Annotated in this window: 20 protein-coding genes and 1 riboswitch; of the genes, 13 read left to right on the top strand and 7 right to left on the bottom strand. The window is 39.9% G+C overall.

The genetic code is table 11. The annotated features are described in order from the left end of the window. Positions 1-247: 247 nt before the first annotated feature. Positions 248-1,108, bottom strand: a complete 861-nt coding sequence (locus LJC66_RS19345; protein WP_230933352.1) for a LysR family transcriptional regulator — start codon at positions 1,106-1,108, stop codon at positions 248-250. A 184-nt stretch (positions 1,109-1,292) separates the two neighbouring features. Here LJC66_RS19345 and LJC66_RS19340 point away from each other — a divergent pair, with 184 nt between their 5' ends. The 3 genes from LJC66_RS19340 (at position 1,293) to LJC66_RS19330 (ending at position 4,021) form a co-directional block, all read left to right on the top strand. Then, entirely contained in the window at positions 1,293-2,420 is a 1,128-nt protein-coding gene (locus LJC66_RS19340) for a 2-methylaconitate cis-trans isomerase PrpF family protein (RefSeq protein WP_230933732.1), read from the top strand. A 93-nt stretch (positions 2,421-2,513) separates the two neighbouring features. Further along, complete coding sequence (locus LJC66_RS19335) at positions 2,514-3,182, top strand: cyclase family protein (protein WP_230933351.1); 669 nt, start codon at positions 2,514-2,516, stop codon at positions 3,180-3,182. Further along, entirely contained in the window at positions 3,179-4,021 is an 843-nt protein-coding gene (locus tag LJC66_RS19330) for a GNAT family N-acetyltransferase (protein WP_230933350.1), read from the top strand. The genes LJC66_RS19335 and LJC66_RS19330 overlap by 4 nt, the downstream gene beginning before the upstream one ends. Before the next feature lie 27 nt (positions 4,022-4,048). On the opposite strand, the gene LJC66_RS19325 is transcribed toward LJC66_RS19330, so the two are convergent. Next, positions 4,049-4,633 carry a YjgB family protein gene (locus tag LJC66_RS19325; RefSeq protein ID WP_230933349.1) on the bottom strand — a complete coding sequence of 195 codons (585 nt, stop codon included), beginning with the start codon at positions 4,631-4,633 and terminating at the stop codon, positions 4,049-4,051. Between the two features lie 332 nt (positions 4,634-4,965). Here LJC66_RS19325 and LJC66_RS19320 point away from each other — a divergent pair, with 332 nt between their 5' ends. Both LJC66_RS19320 and LJC66_RS19315 read left to right on the top strand, forming a co-directional pair. Next, the gene (locus tag LJC66_RS19320) at positions 4,966-6,576 is read left to right on the top strand and encodes a putative polysaccharide biosynthesis protein (RefSeq protein ID WP_230933348.1); all 1,611 of its coding nucleotides are present in this window, start codon (positions 4,966-4,968) and stop codon (positions 6,574-6,576) included. 13 nt (positions 6,577-6,589) lie between these two features. Next, on the top strand, positions 6,590-6,958 hold the full coding sequence (locus tag LJC66_RS19315; RefSeq protein ID WP_230933347.1) for a hypothetical protein: 369 nt from the start codon (positions 6,590-6,592) through the stop codon (positions 6,956-6,958). An 89-nt stretch (positions 6,959-7,047) separates the two neighbouring features. Here LJC66_RS19315 and LJC66_RS19310 read toward each other — a convergent pair whose 3' ends face one another. Then, positions 7,048-7,206 carry a hypothetical protein gene (locus tag LJC66_RS19310; RefSeq protein ID WP_230933346.1) on the bottom strand — a complete coding sequence of 53 codons (159 nt, stop codon included), beginning with the start codon at positions 7,204-7,206 and terminating at the stop codon, positions 7,048-7,050. A 328-nt stretch (positions 7,207-7,534) separates the two neighbouring features. Continuing rightward, positions 7,535-7,641, top strand: a riboswitch (SAM riboswitch). A 75-nt stretch (positions 7,642-7,716) separates the two neighbouring features. Between LJC66_RS19310 and LJC66_RS19305 the strand changes: the two genes are divergently transcribed. From LJC66_RS19305 to LJC66_RS19285, 5 genes are all read left to right on the top strand, one after another. Continuing rightward, positions 7,717-8,727, top strand: a complete 1,011-nt coding sequence (locus LJC66_RS19305; RefSeq protein WP_230933345.1) for a BMP family lipoprotein — start codon at positions 7,717-7,719, stop codon at positions 8,725-8,727. A gap of 82 nt (positions 8,728-8,809) precedes the next feature. Continuing rightward, positions 8,810-10,342 carry an ABC transporter ATP-binding protein gene (locus LJC66_RS19300; RefSeq protein WP_230933344.1) on the top strand — a complete coding sequence of 511 codons (1,533 nt, stop codon included), beginning with the start codon at positions 8,810-8,812 and terminating at the stop codon, positions 10,340-10,342. Then, the gene (locus tag LJC66_RS19295; RefSeq protein WP_230933343.1) at positions 10,317-11,384 is read left to right on the top strand and encodes an ABC transporter permease; all 1,068 of its coding nucleotides are present in this window, start codon (positions 10,317-10,319) and stop codon (positions 11,382-11,384) included. Before LJC66_RS19300 ends, LJC66_RS19295 begins: the two co-directional genes overlap by 26 nt. After that, positions 11,371-12,288, top strand: coding sequence for an ABC transporter permease (locus LJC66_RS19290; RefSeq protein WP_230933342.1), 918 nt, complete (start codon positions 11,371-11,373; stop codon positions 12,286-12,288). The genes LJC66_RS19295 and LJC66_RS19290 overlap by 14 nt, the downstream gene beginning before the upstream one ends. A gap of 24 nt (positions 12,289-12,312) precedes the next feature. Further along, the gene (locus LJC66_RS19285; RefSeq protein ID WP_230933341.1) at positions 12,313-12,975 is read left to right on the top strand and encodes a sulfite oxidase-like oxidoreductase; all 663 of its coding nucleotides are present in this window, start codon (positions 12,313-12,315) and stop codon (positions 12,973-12,975) included. 33 nt (positions 12,976-13,008) lie between these two features. On the opposite strand, the gene LJC66_RS19280 is transcribed toward LJC66_RS19285, so the two are convergent. Both LJC66_RS19280 and moaC read right to left on the bottom strand, forming a co-directional pair. After that, on the bottom strand, positions 13,009-13,521 hold the full coding sequence (locus LJC66_RS19280) for a MogA/MoaB family molybdenum cofactor biosynthesis protein (RefSeq protein ID WP_230933340.1): 513 nt from the start codon (positions 13,519-13,521) through the stop codon (positions 13,009-13,011). Positions 13,522-13,533: 12 nt separating this feature from the next. Continuing rightward, positions 13,534-14,022 (bottom strand): cyclic pyranopterin monophosphate synthase MoaC, encoded by a 489-nt coding sequence (gene moaC / locus LJC66_RS19275; protein WP_230933339.1) that lies wholly within the window; start codon positions 14,020-14,022, stop codon positions 13,534-13,536. 114 nt (positions 14,023-14,136) lie between these two features. Here moaC and LJC66_RS19270 point away from each other — a divergent pair, with 114 nt between their 5' ends. Then, positions 14,137-15,402, top strand: coding sequence for a molybdopterin molybdotransferase MoeA (locus LJC66_RS19270; protein ID WP_230933338.1), 1,266 nt, complete (start codon positions 14,137-14,139; stop codon positions 15,400-15,402). A 12-nt stretch (positions 15,403-15,414) separates the two neighbouring features. Here LJC66_RS19270 and LJC66_RS27845 read toward each other — a convergent pair whose 3' ends face one another. Together LJC66_RS27845 and LJC66_RS19260 are read right to left on the bottom strand one after the other, a co-directional pair. Further along, positions 15,415-15,546: a YvrJ family protein gene (locus LJC66_RS27845; RefSeq protein ID WP_269067671.1), complete on the bottom strand. Its 132-nt coding sequence runs from the start codon at positions 15,544-15,546 to the stop codon at positions 15,415-15,417. A 463-nt stretch (positions 15,547-16,009) separates the two neighbouring features. Further along, the gene (locus LJC66_RS19260) at positions 16,010-16,387 is read right to left on the bottom strand and encodes a winged helix-turn-helix transcriptional regulator (protein WP_230933337.1); all 378 of its coding nucleotides are present in this window, start codon (positions 16,385-16,387) and stop codon (positions 16,010-16,012) included. 119 nt (positions 16,388-16,506) lie between these two features. On the opposite strand from LJC66_RS19260, the gene LJC66_RS19255 reads away from it, so the two are divergent. Further along, positions 16,507-17,079 (top strand): NAD(P)H-dependent oxidoreductase, encoded by a 573-nt coding sequence (locus LJC66_RS19255; protein ID WP_230933336.1) that lies wholly within the window; start codon positions 16,507-16,509, stop codon positions 17,077-17,079. An 803-nt stretch (positions 17,080-17,882) separates the two neighbouring features. Continuing rightward, complete coding sequence (locus LJC66_RS19245; RefSeq protein WP_230933334.1) at positions 17,883-18,146, top strand: DUF3973 domain-containing protein; 264 nt, start codon at positions 17,883-17,885, stop codon at positions 18,144-18,146. Positions 18,147-18,176 lie beyond the last annotated feature (30 nt).

Below are 18,176 nucleotides of genomic sequence, written 5' to 3'. Positions count from 1 at the left end.
TAGAGTAAAAAAACGTGACTAACATCTCTCATCCCCATGTATGAGTCGTAGTTTGATTATTAAGAATTTTTAAAGCCGCTCTTTACTCCCGCTGATGTTTCTTGTTTTCATGTTAGTACATTTTAAAAAATAAAGGAAATATAGGTTTTTTTAGAAAGTTCATAAAAAAATTTTATAATGGTAGTCTAGAAAAAAGCTTGATCCAAAAGAGAGATTCTCCCAGGACGCAAACTTTTTAGCTTTTGCTTTATTTTTCACTTAGCTTTAAAAAGTCAATAAATGCTTTCACGACCGATAGGTTCAAGTAAGAAGGATCATACATGAGCCACGTGTTTCGAAGCAAAGGTGATTCATCTCGGTACGAAAGTCCATATGTATATAAGTTGTCGCTGGAGTGAAGGCAAATTTCAGGTAAAATCGCAAAGCCTAAATCATTTTTGACCATTTCTTTGGCCGTTTCTTGCCGGTCAACTTCCATTGCCACAAACGGAGGCTCTGAAAACTTGTCATGCCACCAGTCTTGAATGAGATCTTTTAATGACGTATCAGTTTTATAGTTAATATAAGGCAGGGTCGGCAAGTCGTCAATCGCAATTTCTTTTTTCGAAATTAAGCAAAGCCGCTCTTTCGTCAGCAGTGATTTTTCTCCGTTCCACGGGTAATTGCCTCGTAAAATACCAACGTGCACACGCGAAGAGTCTAATAGATTCATAACTTGCGTACTCCAGCCCGTATTGACGCTGAACTGTACATTTGGGTAGTGAAGAGAGAACTGCTTTAAAATTTTAGGAAGCTTATGCTGTGCAAAGTTACTTGATACCCCTAAGCGAAGTGTTCCCGTGACGGTTTCGCTCATATTACGCATGCTGTCTTTTGTTTCCTGCAGCTGCTTCCACATATTTTCCGCATAGCGAACAAGATGCTCACCTTCAGATGTAAACTCAATTCCTTTTTTCGTTTTGAAGAAAAGCGTCACGCCAAATTCTTCTTCAAGATTTTTAAGGCGGTAGCTTAAAGAAGGCTGCGATACGTAGAGCCTTTCAGCCGTTCGCGTAATGTTCTTTTCTTCATGAAGCGTTTTAATTAATATCCAATCTTTTTGATCCATCCCAATTCCCCCTTGTAGTTAGATTATAAAAATTTTTTTAAAAAGACAATAAATTTTATGTATTTTACTTATGACCACCTCTATTATACGATAAATGGCAAATGAACCGGTTCTAAATAGTAAAAAAATAAAATGGTTTGATGAACGCCTCGGCGTTTGTTAGTAGGGGAGAAAGGTGATTAAGATGACGCGTATTCCTGTAACGGTTATGAGAGGTGGAACGAGTAAAGGGGTCTTTATCAATCATGAAGAAATGCCTGTGAACAAATCGGATTGGGAACCGTTTTTGCTAGATATAATGGGAAGTCCGGACCAACGTCAAATTGACGGGTTAGGCGGAGCCAATTCGCTGACGAGTAAAATTGCGATTATAAAAAAATCAGATTTAGAGAAAGCTGACGTAGATTACACGTTTGCGCAGGTTAGCATCAGCGAATCTCTCGTTGATTTTAAAGGGAACTGCGGTAATATCTCTTCAGCGGTGGGGCCTTATGCCATTGAACAAGGACTTGTACAAGCTGTGGAACCGGTGACTAAAGTGCGGATTTATAATACGAATACGAAAAAAGTAATCGTAGCGGAAGTAGAAGTAGAAAACGGAAAAGTGAAAACAGAAGGATCGTGTATGATTCCTGGAGTGCCAGGTACGGGTTCACCCATTTATCTTTCGTTTGAAAACGGAGAAGGAGCCGTTACTGGAAAACTGCTTCCGACCGGGAACGCGATTGATTTTCTGCAAACATCCATCGGAACAGTAAAAGCATCCATTGTTGATGTAGGAAATCCGCTTGTATTTGTTAAAGCAGCGGATATTGGCCTAAAAGGAACAGAACTTCCGCATGAATACACGGACAAACAGCTGAAGCTGTTTGAAGAAATTCGCTCCATTGCAGCGGAAAAAGCGGGGCTCGCACCTCAAGACAAAGCAACAAAACTATCACCAGCGGTTCCAAAAATGACGATTATTGCGCCTCCTATGAACCATCGCGACGGGACTGGCAGAGACAAAGCGGCTTCTCAAATGGACGTATTAATCCGGATGATGTCGATGCAAAAACCGCATCAAACGCTTGCCATTACAGGAGCAATTTGTACCACGGCGGCTATCTATACAAAAGGAACGCTTCCGTCAGAAATGGTTCAATTAAAAGACGATACCGTTCGACTTGCTCATCCAATGGGAATTATGGAAACCAGTGTGGATCTAAAAGATGGACAGGTTAACGGAATTAAAGTAGTGCGTACAGCCCGTCTTATTTTTGAAGGATTTGTTTATACAAAGCATACGTACGATGTATGTTTATCAAGTTAGTAACGTTCTCTAAAAAAGCTCTTTCTAGGAAACTAGGAAGAGCTTTTTTATGTTAGAATATTTTTACTTAATATTGAAAAAGTGGGTGAAGGTATGAAAAAAAGAACGTATATTGATCTAAGCCACATCATTGAAGACGGAGTTATCACACATAAAGGCTTGCCGGCACCGATTATTTGCGACTATTTAAGTCGAGAAGAGTCTAGAAAGCTTTATGAACCAGGGACTGAATTTCAAATCGGTAAAATTGAAATGGTCACGAATACCGGTACGTATATTGACGTGCCGTTTCACAGATACAAAGACGGAGCGGATTTAGCTCAAACGGCTATTGATAAAACAGCCGGGCTAGAAGGAATAGTCGTTTCAGTTGACCCAACTTTAAAAGCCATTGATGAATCTCATTTTCAACATGTAGACGTAAAAGGCAAAGCGGTATTAATTCATACGGGATGGGATCGTTACTGGGATACAGACGAGTATTTAGAAAACCATCCATACTTAACAGAAAGCGCGGCAGCTTATTTAGTGTCTCAACAGCCCGCTCTTGTCGGAATTGATTCGATGAATATTGACGATACAAAAGGAAAAGCAAGACCAGCTCATACGCTGCTGTTAGGAGCGGACATTGTAATTGCTGAACACTTATGTCACTTAGATCAACTAACGGCGGAGTCCTTTTTATTTTACGCCGTGCCTCCTAAAATAAAAGGAGTTGGAACGTTTCCAGTAAGAGCATTTGCGGAGGTAGAGAGAAAATGATCCAGTTACATAGATATAGAGAAGTGCAGGAGTTTAAAAACAATGTAGAACCGCTTTTATCAAAGAATGAAGTTCTTCATAACTTAGCGCTCGGCATTTTACACAGCTTGCAGGAAAACAGCAAACCAAATTTTATGGGTGTTATTTTAAAAGATAGCCGTGCTGCGCTTGTGTTGCTGCAAACCCATCCTAAGCAAATCATCCTGTCCCACATACAGAAGCTAACGGAGGGTGAACTAAGCGAAGCGGCAGAGCTGCTACGAGAAATCGACATACCGGGCTTAGTTGGAGAGAAACAAACGGTTTTATATCTTTCTCAAAAGCTAGCAGATTTAAAAAATCAAGAAGCTTCTTTGAAAATGGATCAGCGCATTTATCGGTTAGACAAAGTAAAAAAAGCAGCGGATGCTGAAGGAGTGCTGGTAAAAGCAAGGTTGGAGCATCTTCCGCTTGTGACAGAATGGATTGGGGAGTTTATGGGCGTCATTGGAGAGCCTGTATCAAAAGAACAAGCTGCCAAAACAGGAGAAGCTTTTATTAAAGCAGGAAGATTATTCCTATGGGAAGTGAACGGCAAGTATGTGTCGATTGCCAATGCTACGCGTCCAACGGCCCATAACATTACGATTAACTTTGTATACACGCCTCAAAAAGAACGTAAAAAAGGCTATGCCTCAAGCTGTGTATCTACGCTTTCTCAGCTGATGCTAGACGAAGGGTTTCAAACAACAAGTCTATACACAGATATGACAAATCCTACGTCTAACAAGATTTACATGGAAATTGGCTATGAACACGTAGCCGATTCCGCATTAGTTTTATTTCATGAAAAAAAGTAGCAGACAGCCTGCTACTTTTTCTATTACTTAAGGTTTTTTAACTAAATTAACGTGATTTAACGTTTTGCTATCATCAAAAATGAATTCAAGATCATAGGCGCCGGCGTGATAGGTGTACTTCGTTTGAGTCGTACCATCACCTTTTACTTTGCCTGTAAAGTTCGGCTGACCTAATTCTTTCTTTAAGTTAGCTTGCGTGATGGATCCTAGATTTGTTTGACGCTCTACATTCGTACCAAAATAGCGGATTTCGTTAATGACGTTATTTTGATCATAGCCAAATGCGTATCCAGGGTGACCCATTTCCGCATGATAGTAGTCAAAGTTGTTTGATGAGCCTTCAGGAGGCGGACCGAACTGATCGCGAACGTCTTGACGCAGTGTTTTGCCAATTTTGAAGTCTGCCGTTAAGCGTGGCACTTCACCTTTTACTGCGGCGTTGTAAATTTCATTAATATTTTTTACAGCTGTTTGACTTTGACTGCTTGTTTCTTGAGATGTAGCTGCGTGTGCTGATGTATCAAGCTGAGCGACAGGAGCAAATCCAAACGCAGCAATTCCTGTAATCGTTGCAGCCGCCGCTGCTTTTGATAGTCGTTGTTTCATTTTCATGATTTTTTCCTCCTATATATAACGAGTTAGCAACCTCAGTCTACCTAAAAGAGCAGGTAGGCCAGAATAGTCAAGGAGTCTTAGTTTAGTTGGTAACTGATATATATAATGTAACACGTCTTTTAGAATGTAAACGTCAGGCAAAGTAAAAAGCAAAAAACGATTCATTTATCATAGGTGAAAAGAGTGGTTTATATTCCTTTATTAGGTAAAAAACCATAATATAGAGAGGGTTCTAATGCTTTATAAAAAACTAGATAATAATTGTAAGTATGATACAATAAATCAAGTATTTGTTAAAAATATAATATTTATTTCTGGAGTTTTGATGTATGGAAAAAAATTTGATGAGAGGTACGCTTTTATTAACAGCGTCTTCTTTGTTAACAAAGATTTTAGGATTTATTTATATTATTCCTTTCACAGCCTTAGTGGGAACGTCAGGTTATGCACTTTATAAGTATGCATATGGTCCATATACATTGATGTTAAGCTTGTCGACAATGGGTCTTCCGCTTGCTGTTTCGAAGTATGTATCGAAATATAACGGTCTTGGAAACTACCGTGCGGGACAAGATCTGTTAAAAGCAGGACTTCTATTAATGACGATAACGGGCATAATAGGTTTCTTAGTCCTCTATACGATGGCACCGTGGCTCGCTGAACTAGTTATTAACGGAAAAGATTCCTCAGGAAATAGTCAAAAAGACGTAGTGTACGTCATCCGAATGGTAAGCTTTGCTTTAATTATTATCCCGCCTATGAGTCTATTACGAGGCTACTTTCAAGGTAACCAGTCTATGGGACCGTCCGCGCTAAGTACAATTATTGAACAAATAGTGCGAGTGTTGTTCATTTTAGTAGGAGCATACGCTGTTATTCACCTTTTTCATAGCACAATGACAAAAGCTGTTGGAATCGGTACGTTTGGAGCGTTTATTGGAGGCGTAGGGGGAATTGGGATTCTTGGAGCGGTTTATTTGAAGCGCAAGCGGTTGATGATGAAAGAAGTGAACAGCGGAAAGAATAATAAATCCGTTCCGTTCTCTTCAATGTTCAAAGAACTTGTAACGTACGCTGTTCCGTTTGTATTAGTTGGTTTAGCTATTCCTATCTATCAAAATATTGATACGTTTACGATTAACATGCTTTTTCAATCAATAGGATATGGACAAGCTAAGGCTGAAACGATTAACTCCGTCATTGGATTAGCGCAAATTTTGGTGATGGTGCCGGTATCGTTAGCGACTGCCTTCAGCATGTCGCTAATTCCGGGCATTACATCTTCTTTTGTGCAAGGAAATTTACGGGAAGTGAAAGGAAAGATTACAAAAACGCTGCAGCTGCTGTTATTTTTTACTCTTCCTGCTGCTATGGGGCTTTGTTTATTAGGAAAGCCGGTATATATGATGATTTTTGGAGCAAAAAGCAGTCCTGAAATCGGTGGAGTTGTTTTACAATGGTACGCGCCTGCTGCCATTTTATTTGCCCTTTTTACAGTAACAGCCGCAATTCTCCAAGGAATTAATCAACAAAAGAAGCTAATTTTAGGCTTGGGCTTAGGAATTGTTGTGAAGATAGTATTAAACGTACTGTTGGTTTCAAGCTTAAAAGAAATTGGGCCGGTTGTCGCGACTTACGGAGGGTATGGTGTATCGGTTATATATAACTTTTATTTAATTGAAAAATCTATTTCTTACCGAGTTCAATCACTGGGACAAGCTGCGTTTATACCTGTTTTATTAGTAAGTGTGATGTCAGCCGCTGTGATTATCGGCAATTATACTTCTCACTATTTTTTAGAAAATAAGCTGTCTGCATCTTCACTTGCAATTAGCACATCTTGTATTTCAATTGCTTTAGGTGCTGCCGTATATCTAGGACTTGGCGTCAAAACAAGTTTAGGGCAATCTGTTGTATTAAATAGAAGAAAAAGAATGTAAGGGAGAGAAAAAAGTGTCAAAACGATTCTTACTAACCGTAGCCGCTGGAGGAGGTATCATAATCTTCGGCGCGCTGGTGCTACTAAACTGGGAAAAGATGTTTGGAGACTACCGTCCCATTCAAACGGCAAAAGCCGTATTCAAATTAGAAGTGGGAAGTCAAGATGTAGCAGAGACTACGGATTCAGATGATGCTCTTCACTATATGGTGAAAAAAGGACATTTAGATGAATATATTCATATGATGAATGAAAAAGGCTATGTGTTAAAAGAAAAAGATATTGATTATAACCGACTTGTTTTTAACGATGGACAAGAGGATGAGCAAATTTACTACAAGCGCTTTGCCAAGAAGTATACGATGATTGATGGAGAAGGGTAAAAGCCTTCACTTAGAATTACTACATACTAAAATCATTAAAAGAAAACACCACCTTGCGAATAAAAGGGGTGTTTTTTAGTTAGGTTATCTTATCTTAGTTTCGCTCTTGCTATACCTGTTACGACCATACTAGTAATAAAAATAACTACAATTCCAATATTGGTCGGGGTATCAAAAAAGATTTTTGAAACCGCCAAAGCGATAATGAGTCCAATAGCTACTAGAGATAATTCTTTCATCAATTTCAACGTTAACACCTCTTAAAAAACATCACTCAGGAAAAGTCTAACATTCTTGGTAAAGTGATTTCAATCGATAGTGGATTAACAAAAGAGATGTAATAAAAGTGCTCTGCTACACATGACCCTTCTAGAAGACTAGCTGACTTACCGTAAGCGCTTTGCTAGAAAGCATACGATGATTAATTTAGAAGATTGATCTGTATTTTAGTGGACTAAAACCGTATAATCCTATCTGTTTTTAAAGTTTTTTTGTGTGAAAAAGAAAAATAATATTGACAATTGTTAAAAAACTATTAATATTGACTATATTACATAAAACAAATAGCTATTGTTTTCCTTATCAAGAGAGGTGGAGGGACTGGCCCTGTGAAACCCGGCAACCGCTGTCTATGACAGAATGGTGCCAAATCCTTAAGAACAGTATGTTCTTGAAGATGAGGAAGAGACGTTTGGTTAACGAGCTCTTCCTTTATATAAAGGAAGAGCTTTTTTTATATTATAGGGGGAGTAAGTTAAATGAAGAGATTTCTTATTTTAGCAGTTGCGCTTGTACTACTCGTAACTGGCTGTCAGTCCAAAAGCACAAAAAGCAGTGGAAGTGAAGAGAAAGGAAAGAAGCGAATTGCTCTTGTTTTACCTGAAAAGATTGGAGTTAACCCGTTTTTTCAACAAATGGATGATGGAGCAAAACGCGCTGGGAAGAAGTACAACATTGATGTAAAGACAATTGAATCTACGGACCAAGCAGCCATTGAAAGTAACTTGCGTGCTGCCGTAGCAGAAAATTATGATTTGATTATTACGTCTTCTTTTGAATCCGAAGATGCATTGAAAAAAGTAGCTCAAGAAAACCCGCAGCGTCAATTTGCGATTATTGATACAGTGGTCGATTTACCAAATGTAAGAAGCGTTGTATTCCGTGAACAAGAAGCTTCATATTTATTAGGAGCAGCGGCAGGATTAGTTACAAAAACGAATAAAGTAGGAATGGTTGCAGCTGATGATATTCCATTATTAAAAAAATGGACGGTAAGTTTTAAAGAAGGATTACAATCAACAAATCCAAAAGCAGAGTTTCTAGTAAACTATGTTGGAAGCTTCTCTGATCCAGCTAAAGCAAAAGAACTTGCTATTTTACAGGCTTCAAAAGGAGCTGACTTTATCGCCGGAGCTTCAGCGGTAGGCGACTTGGGTGTATTTGAAGCAGCAAAAGAAAAGGGTTTTTATACGGCTGGCCAAGATATTGACCGTACGGAAGTAGATCCTGAGCATATCGTTTTATCGCAGTTGAAAGGTTCTGATGCGGCTGCTTATGAAACGGTAGAAGCATTGGCAAATAAAAAATTTAAATCAGGCGTAGTGACATACGGCTTGAAAGAAAAAGGTGTTGGGTTAACGTATGTGACTCAAGACAGCAAGACGCCTCTTAATGACTTTGTAGGGCAAGATGTAATTGATCAATTAAAAGAAATTAAAGATTCAATTATTGATGGAAAAACCGTGGTAAAAGATCCGTTAGCAAAGTGAGTTGAAAAGAGAAGTCGAGTAAGGCTGGCTTCTCTTTCTTATTTTTGAAAAAATCCTAAAGCGGAAAGGAGCAATGAATAGAATGAGTGAGCTGTTGCAGTTAACGAATTTGACGAAGAAATACGGTTCATTTTTAGCAAACGATAACGTGTCTCTTACGCTGAAAAAAGGGGAGGTTCACGCGCTGGTCGGAGAAAACGGTGCTGGTAAAACAACGTTGATGAGGATGCTTTACGGAATGGAAAAGCCGAGTTCAGGAAGTGTTCAGCTGCACGGGAAATCTGTTTCGTTTTCATCTCCTGCGGATGCGATTAAAAACGGAATAGGCATGGTGCATCAGCATTTTATGGTTTTTCCTCATTTTTCAGTGGCTGAAAATATTGTCTTGGGGCATGAGCCAAAGAAAGGTCTCTTTTTCAACAGAAAGCAGGCGAAAGCAGATGTACAGCAATTAACCCAAACTTATCAAATTTCAGTGGATGTTCATAAAAAAGTAAAGCATTGCTCAATTGGGGAACAGCAAAAGATTGAAATTTTAAAAGTGCTGTATCAAGGAGCAGAAATTATTATTTTAGACGAGCCTACCGCCGTTCTTACTCCTCATGAAGTGAAGGAACTATTAAAAACAATCCGTTTTTTAGCTTCTCAAGGTAAAAGTATCATTATTATCACACATAAGCTGCAAGAAGTGATGGAAGTAGCGGACCGCATTACGGTTCTCCGAAATGGTAAAGTAGCGGGCGTCACAAGTAAAGAAGATACCAATGCTCACTACCTAGCCAGGCTGATGGTAGGGCGAGAATTAAAAGAGCGTCCTGCAAGGATGCCATCAAAAGGAACCTCTCATTTAAACGTACAAAATCTCTTTCTAAAAGGAAAAGGACAAAAAAACGTATTGCAAAATGTGTCTCTTCACGTTTCTGCAGGCGAAATTGTCGGTATTGCAGGGGTTTCAGGAAATGGGCAGTCAGAGCTGCTTCAAGCAATTGCTGGATTAGTAGAAACAAACACCGGAAGTATCAAGCTTGGAGATGAAGATCTTACAGGGCGATCTGTGCGTGAAAGAAGAGAGGCAGGAATTGCTCATATTCCAGAAGATCGCTATATGTGGGGAGCCTCTAAAGACGATACGATTGAAGAAAATGCGCTGATGGGCTATCAGTACAAACCTTCATTTTCAAAAATGGGCTGGTTAAAAAGAAAAGCGTTCAATTCCAGTGTGAATGAATGGATAAACGAATTTTCGATTAAAGCCACTTCATCTAAGCAAAAAGCTGGAGAACTGTCAGGGGGAAATCTGCAAAAATTAATTGTTGCAAGAGAGCTTGGCCAAAACACCTCTTTTCTACTTGCTGCCGAACCAACGCGAGGAGTGGATATTGGGGCAATGGAACGTATTCATGATGCCTTGATTCAAAAACGGAATAATGGCTCTGCTATTTTACTTGTATCGTCTGAGCTGTCGGAGATTATCTCACTATCAGATCGAATTTTAGTGATGTACGAAGGCAGCATTGTCGGAGAGCTTACAAGAGAAGAAGCAACGGAAGAGAAACTAAGCATATTAATGGCAGGAGGAACGGTAGAAGGTGATACAGTTGCAGAAACTTCTTAAATCATTAATCCAACCGATTATTGCGGTCATTTTTGGCTTAGCGATAGGAGGCATTATTATCTTCTTAACAGGTGGTTCGGTTTTCCAAACATATACAGAGCTCTGGAATGGAGCGTTTGGTAATTTTTATTTCTTCACCACTACGCTGGCTCGCACTACGCCTATTCTTTTAATTGCGTTAGGTGTCGGATTTGCTTTTAGAGCAGGTGTGTTTAATTTAGGCGGAGAAGGGCAGATGGTTGTTGGAGCTATCAGCGCAGCGATTATTGCTTATTACCTGCCGGCTCCAGGAATAGTCAAGCTGATAGCAGCGATTGCCGCTGCTGTTGTGGCAGGAGGTTTGCTTTCCGTTTTAGCAGGATGGATGGAAGCTGCGTTTAAAATTCAGCTGGTCATTTCGACGCTTTTATTAAATTATATCGCTGTTTTATTTGCAAGTTATTTAGCAGGTCACCCTTTTCAAGATAAAACAGGCTCAGCTGCCCTCGCTCAGACGCCTATGATTGAGCAATCAGCATGGCTTGGAAAAGTGTTTCAAGGAATGCCTCTTCATATCGGATTTATCATTGCTCTAGTGGGTGCGCTGCTGCTATGGACGGTGCTTCGCTACTCTGTGTTTGGCTATGAAGTAAACGCATCCGGGAAAAATCCGTTGTTCGGAGCGTATGGGGGCATTCATCAGGTAAAAGTCATGCTGTTTAGCATGTTTATTAGCGGGAGCTTGGCTGGATTAGCAGGAGGATTTGAAGTGCTTGGTTCACAGTACCGATTTGTAGACGGTGCGCTCACCGTTCCTGGATATGCATGGACTGGAGTGATGGCTGCTCTGTTAGCAAATTCCAATCCAATCGGCATTGTTTTTACGTCTCTTTTACTTGCCGCTTTGCAAACAGGAGCGATGGGGCTAGAGCGTAATACAGAAATTCCGTTAGAAATTGCGAGTATTATGCAAGCTGTGCTCATTCTATTTATCTCAGCAAAATTCACAAAGCAGTGGTGGAGAGCAAAAAAGAAAGGAGCTGATATTCGTGGAGCTGCTTGATTGGTCACTGTTAAATGCAACGCTGCGAATGGTTGCGCCTATTTTATTAGCGGCGCTGGGCGGGATGCTTTGCGCGCGTGTGGGCATATTTAATGTAGGACTAGAAGGTCTGATTTTGATTGGGGCTTTTAGCGGGATTGCCGGCAACTATTATACTCATAATGTCTTTTTTGCGATCGTGATTGCTGCTGGAGCAAGCTTACTTTTTGCGTTGCTGTTTGGAATGATGGTCGTAGTGTTTAAAGCGAATGAAATTGTGGTTGGGGTGTCTATTAATTTTTTAGCACTAGGCTTAACAACCTTTTTACTCCGGACAATTTTTCATACAAAAGGTGCCTATTACGATAAAAATATGCAGGGAATAGGCACATGGGATATTCCTTTGATCAAAGACATACCTGTAATCGGCGAAATTATTTCAGGACAGTCGCCGCTTGTCTATTTTGCTTTTTTAGCAGCAATTGCTTTTTATATCTTCTTTTATCGAACGATCTTTGGTTTCCGGCTCCTAGCGGTAGGCTACAATCAAGTAGCAGCAAGTACGCTTGGTTTAAAAGCAATCAGATATCAGCTGTTTGCGATTGCAGCATGCGGAATCCTGTGTGGGATTGCCGGAGCGCAGCTTTCATTAGGACAAGTCACGATGTTCTCAGAAGGCATGACTTCAGGACGTGGATTTATCGCACTTGTTGCGATGATGCTCGGTCAATCTCATCCGCTTGGTATTTTAGCCTCAAGTATACTTTTTGGCTTAATGGATGCGGTGAGTACACGGCTGCAAGGTTTTTCAATACCGACCGAGTTTACGATGATGGTCCCTTACGTGCTGACATTAGCAGCGATGTTTTTCCTGCGAGATAAAGGAGTCGAAACGAATCAAACAAGTCAGCAAAGTGCACGCTGATAAAAAAATAAAGAGGTGGTACCTATGAACAAAGCAGACCGTATAAAACGAATGAAAACACCAGAAATTGATCCAAAGTATGAAGGACGAGTGCCTCCGGGGCAAGTAGTGACAGAGCGCTTTCCGATTTTACATGAAGGCGACGTGCCGGAGTATAACTTAGAGGAGTGGACGCTTCGAGTGTTTGGATTAGTAAACAAGGAAGTAACGCTTTCGTATCAAGATATATTGGACATGCCGCAAACAACGGTGAAATGTGATATTCACTGCGTAACGAGATGGACAAGGCTTGATAATGAATTTACGGGCGTGCTGTTTACAGACTTTTTGAAAGCAGTTGGCGTGGAGTTGAAAAGTAAATACATCATGCTGCACGGAGATAATGACTATACGTCAAATATTGAAGTGAAAGATTTACTGAGAGACGATATTCTTCTCGCTCATTCCTTTAACGGAGAGCCGCTTACACCTAAGCATGGATATCCGCTGCGATTAATTGTTCCTCATTTGTACTTTTGGAAAAGTGTCAAATGGCTTCGAGGCTTTGAAGCCATTGATGAAAACCATTCTGGCTTTTGGGAGCAAAACGGCTTTCATCTTAGAGGAGATCCGTTTCAAGAAGAGCGTTTTTCTGGAGAAGATTTAGGCATTCCAGAAGATGAGTGGGTACATAAAGACTATGATTAATAAAAATGCCTATGCGCGCGCATAGGCATTTTGTCAGCGCTGGCGGTTTAATTCCCACACAACGTGGCGAAGTTCAGGCAAAATCAGTTTGGTCATAGCTAGGCGAACAGCACCCCTTGATCCTGGTGTAGAAAAAACGGCTTTTTCGTTAATCGTTCCGGCAATTGCTCGGCTCATAATCGCCGCGCTGCCAATGTCTTCGGTGTAGCTCAGCATGCGAAACAGCTCGCCAAATCCAACGATTTCTTTATGAATCAGCGCTTGAACGGCTTCAATCGTAACGTCTCGTTTTGTAATGCCAGTCCCGCCGTTTGTGAGAACAACGTCAATGTCCTCAGCACTGCATCCGGCAAGTATCGCTTGTTGAATCGACGTTTGGTCGTCTTTTACAATTTCATAGGAAGCGATCTGCATGTCGTGTTCTTTCAGAAGTTGGATCATTAGCGCGCCGCTTTTATCGGTTTCTTTTGTACGTGTATCGGATACCGTAATGACTTTGCAGCGAACGGGCTGAGTTGCTTTGGATTTATGTTCATGTACGCTCATTATGTACCTCCTTTACGCTTCCGTACGCTTGTAGTCACCGTTTTTGCCGCCTGATTTTTCAAGCAGATACGTTTCGCCGATAATCATGCCTTTATCAATGGCTTTGCACATATCATAGACAGTTAATGCGCAGGCAGAAGCAGCGGTTAAAGCTTCCATTTCAACGCCCGTTGAGCCTTCCGTTTTAACAGTTGCTTCTATTAATAAACGGTATTGATCATGGCTTGTATCCCAGTCAAATGAAAGGTTTACGCCTTTTAATAAAAGAGGGTGACACATTGGAATAATGTCAGACGTGCGTTTTGCTGCCATGATTCCCGCTACTTGTGCGACAGCAAGGACGTCGCCTTTTCCAATTTTATGTTCTACAATGGCTTCGTGAATTTCTTTGTTAACGAGTATGCTTGAACGAGCTGTTGCAACGCGGCGAGTGATAGATTTTTCGCTAATATCGACCATGTTGGCACGGCCTTGGTCATTAAAGTGTGTAAAAGAAGACATCGGTGTTTTCATCCTTTTTCAGTAAATTTTGTTGTATGATAGAAATAGTGAGATATGCTATGATTTTACACCATAGCATAAAAAGTGAACAGACATAAAGGAAGTGAAGAATGTATGTTAGAAAGCAGAACACCTATTTCAATTCCTGAAGCAATTGAAAAAGTCATGACATATAAAAGAAAAGGCAGCATCGAACGCGTATCCATCACGGAAAGTTACGGACGATATTTAGGAGAAGATATTATCGCCGACCAAAACGTTCCTCATTTTAATAAATCGCTTTATGACGGCTTTGCGGTTCGAGCTCAAGACTGCGCAGAAGTCTCAAATGAACATCCTGTGGAGTTCGAAGTTGTAGGTGAAATCGGTGCAGGCTCTGTTTTTGAAGGAGAAGTAAAGCCGTTTCAAGCGGTGCGTATTATGACAGGAGCGCAAGTGCCTCATTCATGTGATGCGGTTGTAATGCTTGAAGTCACAACTTCGTATGAAAAAGAAGGCAAAACGTATATGGCGTTAAGGCGGCTTGCTTCAAAGTGGGAACACATTGCGTTAAAAGGAGAAGAAACGAAAAAAGGAGACGTGCTTGTTTCCAAAGGAACGCGCATTAATCCAGGCGTCACGGCTTTTTTAGCTACGTTTGGCTATGCGGATGTCGCTGTCGTGAAGCAGCCGGTTGTTGGGGTTTTAACAACGGGCAGTGAGCTGCTTGATGTGAACGAGCCGCTAGAACCAGGAAAAATCCGCAACAGCAACTCCTATATGGCACTTGCGCAAATCGTAAGAAGCGGGGGAATTCCGAAATACTTAGGAAAGCTTGAAGATGATTTTGACCGCTGCTATGAAGCGGTAGAAAAAGCGCTTGAAGAAGTGGATATTTTACTAACGACCGGCGGCGTATCCGTTGGCGACTATGATTATTTGCCGGCTATTTACGAAAAGCTTGGTGCGAACGTGCTGTTTAACAAAATTGCGATGAGACCAGGAAGCGTCACAACAGTCGCAGAACGAAACGGACAGCTGCTGTTTGGACTATCAGGAAATCCATCTGCTTGCTATGTCGGGTTTGAACTGTTTGTTCGTCCGATTGTTCGTAGCTTTTTACATTCACCGGCGCCTCATTTACATAAAACAGAAGCGGTGTTAAACGGCCGTTTTAAAGAGCCTAACGCATTCACAAGAATGGTGCGAGGAGAAATTACAGACGAAGGCGGAAGGCTCTTAGTAACGCCTGTTGGCATAGACAAGTCGGGTGCTATTTCGTCTTTAGCTGCGGCGAATGGCTTGATTGTTCTTCCGGGTGGAGAGCATGGATATGACAAAGGAACAGAAGTGAACGTGCTGCATCTCGAAAACGAAGGAACGAGTTCGCTTTGGGTATAAATAGCATTCTGCTTATTGCTTGTCCTTTTTTTCAATAAGAACTTGAAGCAGCTCTGTAATTCGATCTAATTTGCTTTCAATGCGCACGAGTAAGTAAAAAGATAGCGCAACTGGAAAGCCTAATTCTTTAATATAACTAACCAAGTTTTCTATAATTGCATACCTCCTTCAATTAGAAGATACACTATAATATGTGATTTCTAAGTATTTGTTCACAGGACATACATCCATTTTTAAGACAAAAGTCCTTAAGAAATAAGAAAAAGCAGCCTCGGCATTGGCAAGCGAGGCTGCTTTTTTGTAAGGGTTCATTTATGCGTATCTCAGTATAAATGACTACTAGATTTTAACATGTTTTTAAATGTAAATACTACTTGCGTTATGACAGTTTCATCTAGTTTCCCTTTAACGTACTGGTTAGTTTTTATAGGTTTGGGCATCATATTCATAGCGGGAACATATTTAGTTTTTGTTAAAGAAAAGAAGCAGATCTTTAAATAAAGGTCTGCTTTTTATTTCTACCGAGAACTTATATTGCGGTAACTACTCTACTCGGGTATAGGCCATACCTCAAATACACTAATCTATTAATTAATATATTCCCTGTTTAAATTTCTTCCTTTTCTACTGTTCTCGCACTAATAATTCTGTTCTTATGCGTTTCTCCCCAGTCTTTCATAAGTAAAATGATTGGTTCGAGAGATCTTCCAAATTCGGTTAGGGAGTACTCTACTTTTGGAGGGATTTCTTTATAGATCTCACGGTGGACAATCCCATCTTTTTCTAATTCTCTTAATTGTAAGGTCAGCATCCGCTGTGTAATGGCAGGATACAGTTTTCGGAACTCATTAAAACGTTTCTTTCCATCGATAAGGTGATAAAGAATAATCCCTTTCCATTTTCCTCCTATTACGTCTAATGTGGTTTCGACCGGGCACCCGACTTTAGTGGGGGGATAATTAAATCCTATTTTTTGGTTTCTCATCCATTTTCACTCCCTGTAGTATACAATTTTATACTATGTTTAATTAATGTGCGTACTTCCTCTAATTTATTACAAAATATACAATATAATCATACCAAAAATAATAAGGAGGTCTAGATATGAAAACATTAGTGCTCATTGCACATCCAAATATTGAGTCTTCCCGAGTAAATAAAAAGTGGAAGGAATCAGTTTTGAACGAAACGGATCTAACAGTTCATGACCTTTATGAAACATATTGTGATCAGCCTATTAATGTGGAATTTGAACAACAGCTGCTTCTTGCCCATGATCGTATTGTTTTTCAGTTTCCACTGTACTGGTATAGCAGTCCACCACTTTTAAAACAGTGGTTTGATGAAGTGTTTACCTTTGGCTGGGCTCATGGTCCTGGCGGAACGAAGCTGACAGGAAAGGAGTGGGTATTGGCTATTTCTATCGGTTCACCTGAACATTCTTATCAAGCGGGCGGGTATAATTTATTTTCAATAAGCGAATTAACAAAGCCGTTCCAAGCATCTGCTAGTTTAGTTGGGATGAGCTATCTTCCTCCTTTTGTCGAGTATCGTGCAAATAAAATCAATGACTATGATATCATTCAAAGTTCAATTCGCTATGTAAAGCATATTACAAATACAGGATTAAATCCGAAAATTCGCCTTCGTAACTATTTAAAACAGCTAGCTGAATAATGTGTGAGGAACTGACTTTATAGAATATTTGATTTTACGGGAATTGAGACATTAGATCATTTACTAAGTGGAAGTATTGGATATCTTGAAGATGAAGCGTATAAAGATATGTTAAAAAAGGTGAAGATAAAATTAATCATCAATTCTTGCAAACCAGAAAAAGCTCCCTACGGAAATAGGGAGCTTTTTCTGCTACAAAAATTATTTCTCACATAGGTCGACGTGTTGCTGCATCTTCAATAGTTTAGGTGAATAGTGGAATATTATTCGCTCTTTAACTTACAGCTTTTAGTTTTGCTTTAGAATTCAAGCTCCATAAGCTAAATAGTACGGTCATTAAACCAAGTATAAGGCTAAGCCAAACTATGCCACCTGTTAATGAATAAATAAAGGGAAAAAGAATAAAACATAATCCGGTAATGAGCGAAATCCAGTTTTGTCATGAATTTCATCCTGGTTTAGTAGTTCCCCAAAAAGAAATAATCATTTGAAGGGTTCCAAATACAATACTTGCTGAAGTAGCACCTGCATCGTATGAAAAACCAAGCATCCATGGGGCAATAACAAACTAAATACCGATTACAGCGTTAAAAATACCTCTTGTTTTCACCACTATTTCTCCTCAAAGCATGGCACTCTTCATGCTCTCATTATTAAATTACATGTTTGTAAGGGACGTGTGTTGAGTATTCTTCAACGCCTGTTGAGATTTTTTCAATCTTTAATATAGGAACAAGCACTTCTGTTGATGAGTTCTCATAAGATGTTTCAAAATCAAGTATAAGAAAGAGAGTGGAAAACAAATGTACTATTGTGTTACTTGCTGCAGATTGCAAAATGAAAATCTTATTAAGAGTAAGCTATTTGAAAATGGAGTCTATATAGATCCATTTGTAGGAGAGAAAATCCCTTTAGGTATGTGTGCGCATAGATGTAACCATGAGCTATGCAAAAAAGAAAAAGTGATTAAAAAGATTGCGCCAAAGGAAGTATTTAAATTGAGGAAAGCAATAGAATATTTACCTGCTCATCGTCATGGTCAAGAGAAAGTTCCATTTTCACAATAAATAGAGAGCGGTATCCGCGTTCATTTCACT

It is taken from the genome of Priestia sp. TSO9, from assembly GCF_021029645.1.
GTDB lineage: Bacteria > Bacillota > Bacilli > Bacillales > Bacillaceae_H > Priestia > Priestia megaterium_E.
Note: the sequence above shows the minus strand (reverse complement) of the source record. Positions and strands in the feature narration are given on the sequence as shown.